Origin of the sequence: Frankia sp. CgMI4 (assembly GCF_001756285.1) — a bacterium.
Lineage (GTDB): Bacteria > Actinomycetota > Actinomycetes > Frankiales > Frankiaceae > Frankia > Frankia casuarinae.
Map to the genome: position 1 here is coordinate 67,466 of NZ_MAQZ01000014.1, position 6,000 is coordinate 73,465.

Sequence of the window (6,000 nt, forward strand, 5' to 3'; positions counted from 1 at the left end):
ACATCCATGCCGATCGGTGAGTACCTTCGCCGGATCTGGCGCGGGGCCCGCCGCCGTAGTGATCACCCGTTGTGGTCACCGGTCCCTGATCAGTTCCCCACCGTTGTGGAGAGGAAGAGCCCATGGCCGTCGAGGTTGGCTCCGTCGCCCCGGACTTCTCGCTGAAGGACCAGAACAACGAGGTTGTCACGCTGTCCGAGTTCCAGGGTAAGCGCAACGTGGTCCTGTTGTTCTACCCGTTGACCTTCACCGGCGTCTGCCAGGGCGAGCTGTGCTCCGTGCGGGACGATCTCGCTTCGTTCCAGAACGACGACGTCCAGGTGCTGGCCGTGTCGGTCGACTCGCCGTTCGCCCACAAGGTCTGGGCCGACCAGCAGGGCTACGAGTTCCCGCTGCTCGCCGACTTCTGGCCGCACGGCGCCGTCGCGAGCGCGTACGGCGTCTTCAACGCGGAGCGGGGCRTCTCCCTGCGGGGCACCTTCGTCATCGACAAGGAGGGTGTTGTCCGCTGGAAGGTCGTCAACAACATCCCCGACGCGCGGGACCAGGCCGAGTACCTCAAGGCGCTCGCCATCCTCTAAGATCGTCCTTGCGGGAGCCGGCCTGCGTCTGGGGAGTCGTGGAGGGCCGGCTCCCGCCGGGGCTCGCCGCTGCGTAGTCTTAGTCGGCCTCGTCATCTCCCGGGCGCGTAGCTCAGCGGAAGAGCGCTCGCCTTACAAGCGAGTGGTCGCAGGTTCGATCCCTGCCGCGCCCACGGGCTGGTTCCGCATGCTTGTTGATCTGCGATCAACTGCGCCAGCAGCCGCGATGCTAGTCGGGGGACGACCCCCCGAACCCCCCGACGGGGCGCCTCTGGGGCCGGGAAATCCGACCGTTTGTAGCAACCGGTGTAGCACGCCTGCCGGGCCGCCGTCGGGGGAGTGGGGCATCTCAGCCGCCGATCAGATGATCGTCGAGACGGGTGAGCGCGGCGCGCTTGGCCGCCACCTCGCCGCGAACGGCGGCCCGGCCGACCCGGCCGAGTTGGAACGCTCCCACGTCGAAGCCTTCCTGGCGGACTACGCGGCCACCCACGCCCCGGCAACCGTGTCCCTCGTCTTCCGGGCGTTGCAGCAGTTCGGCCAGTGGCTCGCCGAGGAAGAGGATCTCGACCGGTCGCCGCTCGACCGGATGCGCCCGCCCRTCGTCCCCGAACAGCCGGTGCCCGTTCTCACCGACGATCAGATCCGGACTTTGCTCGCCGGCTGTGCCTGCCGGGACCTGGTGTCCCGCCGCGACGAGGCGATCATCCGCCTGTTCATGGACACCGGTGCGCGTCGCGCCGAGATCGCGAACCTCACCGTCGAAGACGTCGACTTCACCCAGGACGTGATCCACATCGTGGCGAAGGGCCGCCGGGCCCGTGCCGTCCCGTTCGGGACGGGCCAGCGACCCCGGGAGGCCGGGCCGGCACACCACGCACGGAGAATGGGCAGCATGAAGATTCGGCTCGAAGGCAGCGACCGTGCTCGCCGAGGTCATGGATGTGATCAGGGTGTCGTCCCCGGAGGGGGACCGTCGGTACAGCGCCGTCCGGATGCACCTCGAAGTGCGGCTTCGGGCTGGCGGCCGCGGCGAGGCGGAGGACCCGGCCGCGTAAAGCCTGTTCGACACGCTCCGCCAGGCCACGGAGGCGGTCCGGTCTGTGTGCGCCGACCGTGGATGTTGACCTTCCCGGCTCCGCGAAGGTCAACATCGGCCACCCGGGGGTTCTTTCGCAGTTCTTTCGCAGTTCCTTCGCACTTCTTTCGCAGCGAGGGAAGGCGGGCCGACCGCGGGTGTTCTGAGTGATCTTATGGCCACCCATACGATCACATGCGGCCTCCCGGTTCGGCCGCTCAGCCTGTGTCGGCGGGGGCGCTGGCCTGCCGGCGAGCGGCCCAGTCGTGGCGGGTGATCGCGTAGATGTTCCGGGGTCTCCCGCCCCGGTCTACCGGACCTTCGGCCAGAGCGAGGCCGAGCTTCTCCGCGACACGGATCGAGGCCGCGTTCTCCGGGTGGATGATGCTGATCAGCCGCTCCCGGGCCAACACCTCGAAGGCATACTCCAGGGCCGCAGCGCCGCCTTCGGTAGCGAGGCCCTCGCCCCACCGTTCCCGGCGGATGGTCCAGGCCACCTCGGTGCCGGRCCAGCCGTACTCCTCGTACAGCCCCACCCGGCCCACGAACTCGCCGGTCGTCCGGTCATGCGCGAGCCACATCCCGAACCCCTGCAACGCCCAGTGCCCCACCTGGAAAGCGAACATTCGCCAGACCGCGCCCTCGTCTGCCGGTGAACCGGTGTACGCGCTCATATCCGGGTGGGCTGCCATCGCCGTGTACGCCGGGATGTCCACGGCTGTCCAGCCGCTGAGGCTCAGCCGGCGGGTTGTCACGGTCGGCACGTAGACCTGGGGCGTGGGCTCGGCCAGTTCCAACGTCATCAGCCCATCAAAGCGGGACGCGGGGCGGTAGTGAGCTGTTCCCGGAAAGAGGTCACCTCCGGCACCGAGCCGTACCCGGAGAGATCGTTGACGAGGCGGCAGGCGCGCGTAACGACGGTGTGCGTAGGCCGGTCCGCTACCAGCTCCAATGCGCGGCTGCCAAGCATCGCGGCTTCCGCCGGGTCCGGACGCTCACGGCGAAGCAGAGTAGTCGCCAGGACCATAAGGGCATGGCCGTGGTCCTCGAAGCCTGTGGCCCGGCCGCTATCGAACGCCTCGACAGCCTGACGCGCGAGYGGCTCGGCCTCCGTACCAGCACCCAGCCGGGCGAGCAGCCCGGCGGTGAACCAGTCGGCGTTCGCTCGGCCGAACGGGGAACTCCCCGGCCGTGGTTGTGTCTCGATGACGGCCGCATTCATGCGTGCGAGCGCCTCCCGCGTGGCCGTCGGGTCGCCGAACGCGGCGTAGGMGCGGGCCTCGTAGGCGAACAGGCGGGCCCGGGTGTAGGGGTGATCCGCGACTGCCCCAGCCTTACGGACGATCTTCGCCGCCTCGTCGTACTGCTGCCTGTAGAAGCACAGAGTGGAGTCCATCGCGGCAACAGACGCCGTCAGCACATCGTCATCGATCTGTTCGGCRTGGTCCCGGGCTTGGATCACGAGTTGCTGGGATGCGTCCTGGTCGCCCATGTTGAAGGCAAGCCGGGCGAGCATGTAAGCGGACAACCCAGCCACACGGGTCAACTTCGCGTGTGCGCGTGGCTTGACCCCGGATTCGATGTGCTTCTCCGCAGACTGCCAGGTCCTGAACACCTCGGGCGCGAGCGCGTCGTGAGGCGTGCTCGTGAAGGCGGCTGCGTGACGGTCCACCGCCCCATCAAGGCTGGCGAGGGTCAGCGCATCAGGACCGAGCCGCGCGCGCCGCCGATAGGTGTCGGCTGCAAGGGCCGCGGTGAGCTCGAAGAACGTTCGCCTGTCCGTCCCCCTCACCTCCCCTTCCGACTCTGCGGCCTGCGGCTCGGGGATATCTACCCCCGCCGCGGCGGTCAACTCGGTCAGCCGTACCGCCTTCTGCGCCGCGCGGATTCGTTCACCGAGGTCGGTTAGCTCGCTGCGGGTGCCGAACACCTGGTCGTACGCCTGGAGGATGTCGCGGGTCGGGAGCCGGCCGCGGTTGCGGATGGCGGAGGCGTTCTTCCGGTTGTGGGTGGTGCGTTTCTCCAGCTCAGTGCCTGTAAGGCCCTTCTCGGCCTGGAGCTGGCAGAACCGTTCGGCCAACTGCGCCTTCAGTGCCTCGACCCCATCAGCGTGCACGACGTTTCCCCTCGGCCGTCGGTGCGCCATGGGTGAGACATTTTTTCCCACCCATGGGACAGAAGATCTCACCCTCCCATCGAGGTGTCACGCGCTGTGTGATGGGTCGTGCGCGGAGGGACACACGCCGGCCACCTTCCCGGACCAGCAGAGGAGCGCATCGTGACTTCCCCCATGCGGGCGCCAGGCGGGTCCGCCGGCCGGATGCCCTCCGCCTGCCACCGGGTCCGCCTTGGCCTGCCCCTCACCGCCGCGGGGCGTTCCCTGGCCGGGCAGGGCCCCGTGGCCGGGGCGGGAGGAGGGCCAGCCGCAGACGCGAGCGGCGGCCCCCTCCCGCCCCTCCCCACCCGGACACCGCAGGCCGTGTGGGATGCTGCGGTGGCTGACCCGGACGGGCCGCTGCGAACCCGGGTCGTCCGTGGGGTCAGGGTCGCTGAGGCTCGCCGGGCACCAGTCGACCCCGAGGGCGACCGGCTGTGGACGGTGGTCGTCCTCGACCACGACGACGACCCGGTAGGGACTGTCCTCGGCTTCCCCTCGCTGGACGCGGCCGACGACTACGCCGCGCGACACCCGGACATTCTGCGCTGGGTGTCGGTGCCGTCCCGGCCGGCGATCCCCGCCGGACTGCCCGGCCCCTGAGACGAGGGGCCGCCTCGTCGTCCACAAACCTGGCGGTCTCCTCCCGCACGGCCCTTCCACCCGAGGTGGGGCGCCTGTCGGATACAGGCGTCCCGGATTCCGGCCTGCGGGTGGGAGGCCCCACGTTCCCCGTCTGCCCCGGCGCCGACCCGCTCCGCCGCGGCAGGCGGGCCCCACCATGAGAGGACCCGTCCCGTGCAGCCGTCCAGCTTGGCCCCGGCCGACGTGACATCGCCGTGGCGCCGCCCGTCACGGATGAACCGGAACGCGGTCGACGTGGTCGAGGTAGCCCGCGGGGAGCACCGGGTCCTGATCCGCTCGTCCCTCGGCCCCCCGATAAGGATCACGCCGCAGGCGTGGGCCGATCTCGTCGCCGCGGTGAAACGCGGCGAGTACGACGACCTCTGATCGCGCCGCCGGGTAGCCGCCCGGAGGTAAACCTCAACGCGAGGGAGCACGATCATGACTGTTGTTGCTGAGGCCCCGACGTTCTTATGGCTGGAGATCACCGGCCGGTGCCAGCTCGCATGCGGCCACTGCTACGCGGACTCGTCGCCGCTCGGGGACCACGGGACGATGAGTGCGGCCGACTGGCGTGCGGTGATCGACGCCGCGGCCGAGCTCGGTGTGGGGATGGTGCAGCTGATCGGAGGGGAACCGACGCTGCACCCCGGCCTGRCCGGCCTGGTCGGCCATGCGCTGGCCGCCGGACTACAGGTGGAGATCTACACGAACCTGCTGCACGTCACGGCCGCCCTGTGGAAGGTCTTCACCCTGCCCGGGGTGCGGCTGGCGACCAGCTACACTACGCGGCCGACCCAGCCGGCCATGAGACGGTCACGGGCCGGCCGGGCTCGCATGCCCGGACCCGCGCGAACATCGCCGAAGCGGTCCGCCGCTCGGTACCGCTGCGTGTCGGCCTGATCGACACCGGTGCGGGTGCGGACATCGACGCCGCACACGCCGACCTGGTCGCCCTCGGGGTCACCGACACCGGCCGCGACCAGGCCCGCGGATTCGGTCGTGCCGCGCCGGCCGGCGTCGACGTGGCCGACACGTGCGGGGGCTGCGGGCACGGCACTGCCGCGGTTCTGCCGGATGGCACGGTGTCTCCGTGTGTGTTCACCCGCCATGCGGTCGCGGCAACGTCCGGCGGACCGGGCTCGGCGCGATCCTGGCCGGGGAGGCGTTCGGCGCCCAGGTCGAGGCGCTCGACCAGGCCCGCCGGCATGTCGGAGTGCCGATGGCGTGCAAACCGAACCCGAAGTGCGCCCCGGCGTCGTCGTGCGCCCCGTCCTGCACCCCGTCCGATACCGGTAACAAGGGGTCGAACTGCCAGCCGAAGGGGAAGTGAGCAGGCGATGAGGTGGGTGCCGGTCCGGGTCGACGACGCCTGGATGGGGTCGGTCTGGCGTGACGGCGCTACACAGCTCGGGGTGCAGCCGCAGGGCGCGCCGGCCCTCAGCGCGTCCGGGAACGTCATCGGCGGGCCGGTCACCCACCGCGGAGAGACGGCGTGGCTGCGGGTCGCCCCGTTCCTCGAAGACGCCATGGACGTGGAGCCGTGGCACGGTACCCGCGAC

General features: G+C 70.2%; 8 protein-coding genes, 1 tRNA gene and 1 pseudogene. 7 read left to right on the forward strand and 3 right to left on the reverse strand.

Features of this window, described 5'->3' with window-relative positions; all coding sequences use genetic code 11:
• The first annotated feature begins 122 nt into the window (after positions 1 to 122).
• Both Manayef4_RS02455 and Manayef4_RS02460 read left to right on the forward strand, forming a co-directional pair.
• Positions 123 to 581, forward strand: a complete 459-nt coding sequence (locus Manayef4_RS02455) for a peroxiredoxin (RefSeq protein WP_070130489.1) — start codon at positions 123 to 125, stop codon at positions 579 to 581.
• A 101-nt stretch (positions 582 to 682) separates the two neighbouring features.
• Positions 683 to 754, forward strand: a tRNA-Val gene (locus Manayef4_RS02460).
• A gap of 176 nt (positions 755 to 930) precedes the next feature.
• Here Manayef4_RS02460 and Manayef4_RS25605 read toward each other — a convergent pair.
• From Manayef4_RS25605 to Manayef4_RS02475, 3 genes are all read right to left on the reverse strand, one after another.
• The gene (locus Manayef4_RS25605) at positions 931 to 1,521 is read right to left on the reverse strand and encodes a hypothetical protein (protein WP_035731637.1); all 591 of its coding nucleotides are present in this window, start codon (positions 1,519 to 1,521) and stop codon (positions 931 to 933) included.
• Positions 1,522 to 1,877: 356 nt separating this feature from the next.
• Positions 1,878 to 2,462 carry a GNAT family N-acetyltransferase gene (locus Manayef4_RS02470; RefSeq protein ID WP_070130490.1) on the reverse strand — a complete coding sequence of 195 codons (585 nt, stop codon included), beginning with the start codon at positions 2,460 to 2,462 and terminating at the stop codon, positions 1,878 to 1,880.
• Positions 2,462 to 3,775, reverse strand: coding sequence for a transcriptional regulator (locus Manayef4_RS02475; RefSeq protein ID WP_070130496.1), 1,314 nt, complete (start codon positions 3,773 to 3,775; stop codon positions 2,462 to 2,464). Before Manayef4_RS02475 ends, Manayef4_RS02470 begins: the two co-directional genes overlap by 1 nt.
• 378 nt (positions 3,776 to 4,153) lie before the next feature.
• Here Manayef4_RS02475 and Manayef4_RS24710 point away from each other — a divergent pair, with 378 nt between their 5' ends.
• From Manayef4_RS24710 to Manayef4_RS02495, 5 genes and pseudogenes are all read left to right on the forward strand, one after another.
• Positions 4,154 to 4,417, forward strand: a complete 264-nt coding sequence (locus Manayef4_RS24710) for a hypothetical protein (RefSeq protein WP_035731635.1) — start codon at positions 4,154 to 4,156, stop codon at positions 4,415 to 4,417.
• A 195-nt stretch (positions 4,418 to 4,612) separates the two neighbouring features.
• Positions 4,613 to 4,825 carry a DUF397 domain-containing protein gene (locus Manayef4_RS02485; RefSeq protein ID WP_011437433.1) on the forward strand — a complete coding sequence of 71 codons (213 nt, stop codon included), beginning with the start codon at positions 4,613 to 4,615 and terminating at the stop codon, positions 4,823 to 4,825.
• Positions 4,826 to 4,879: 54 nt separating this feature from the next.
• Positions 4,880 to 5,341, forward strand: coding sequence for a radical SAM protein (locus Manayef4_RS02490; RefSeq protein ID WP_254665425.1), 462 nt, complete (start codon positions 4,880 to 4,882; stop codon positions 5,339 to 5,341).
• Between the two features lie 190 nt (positions 5,342 to 5,531).
• Positions 5,532 to 5,771, forward strand: coding sequence for a hypothetical protein (locus tag Manayef4_RS25275; protein ID WP_198030986.1), 240 nt, complete (start codon positions 5,532 to 5,534; stop codon positions 5,769 to 5,771).
• Between the two features lie 7 nt (positions 5,772 to 5,778).
• Positions 5,779 to 6,000: pseudogene (locus Manayef4_RS02495) on the forward strand (hypothetical protein); the annotation flags it as partial.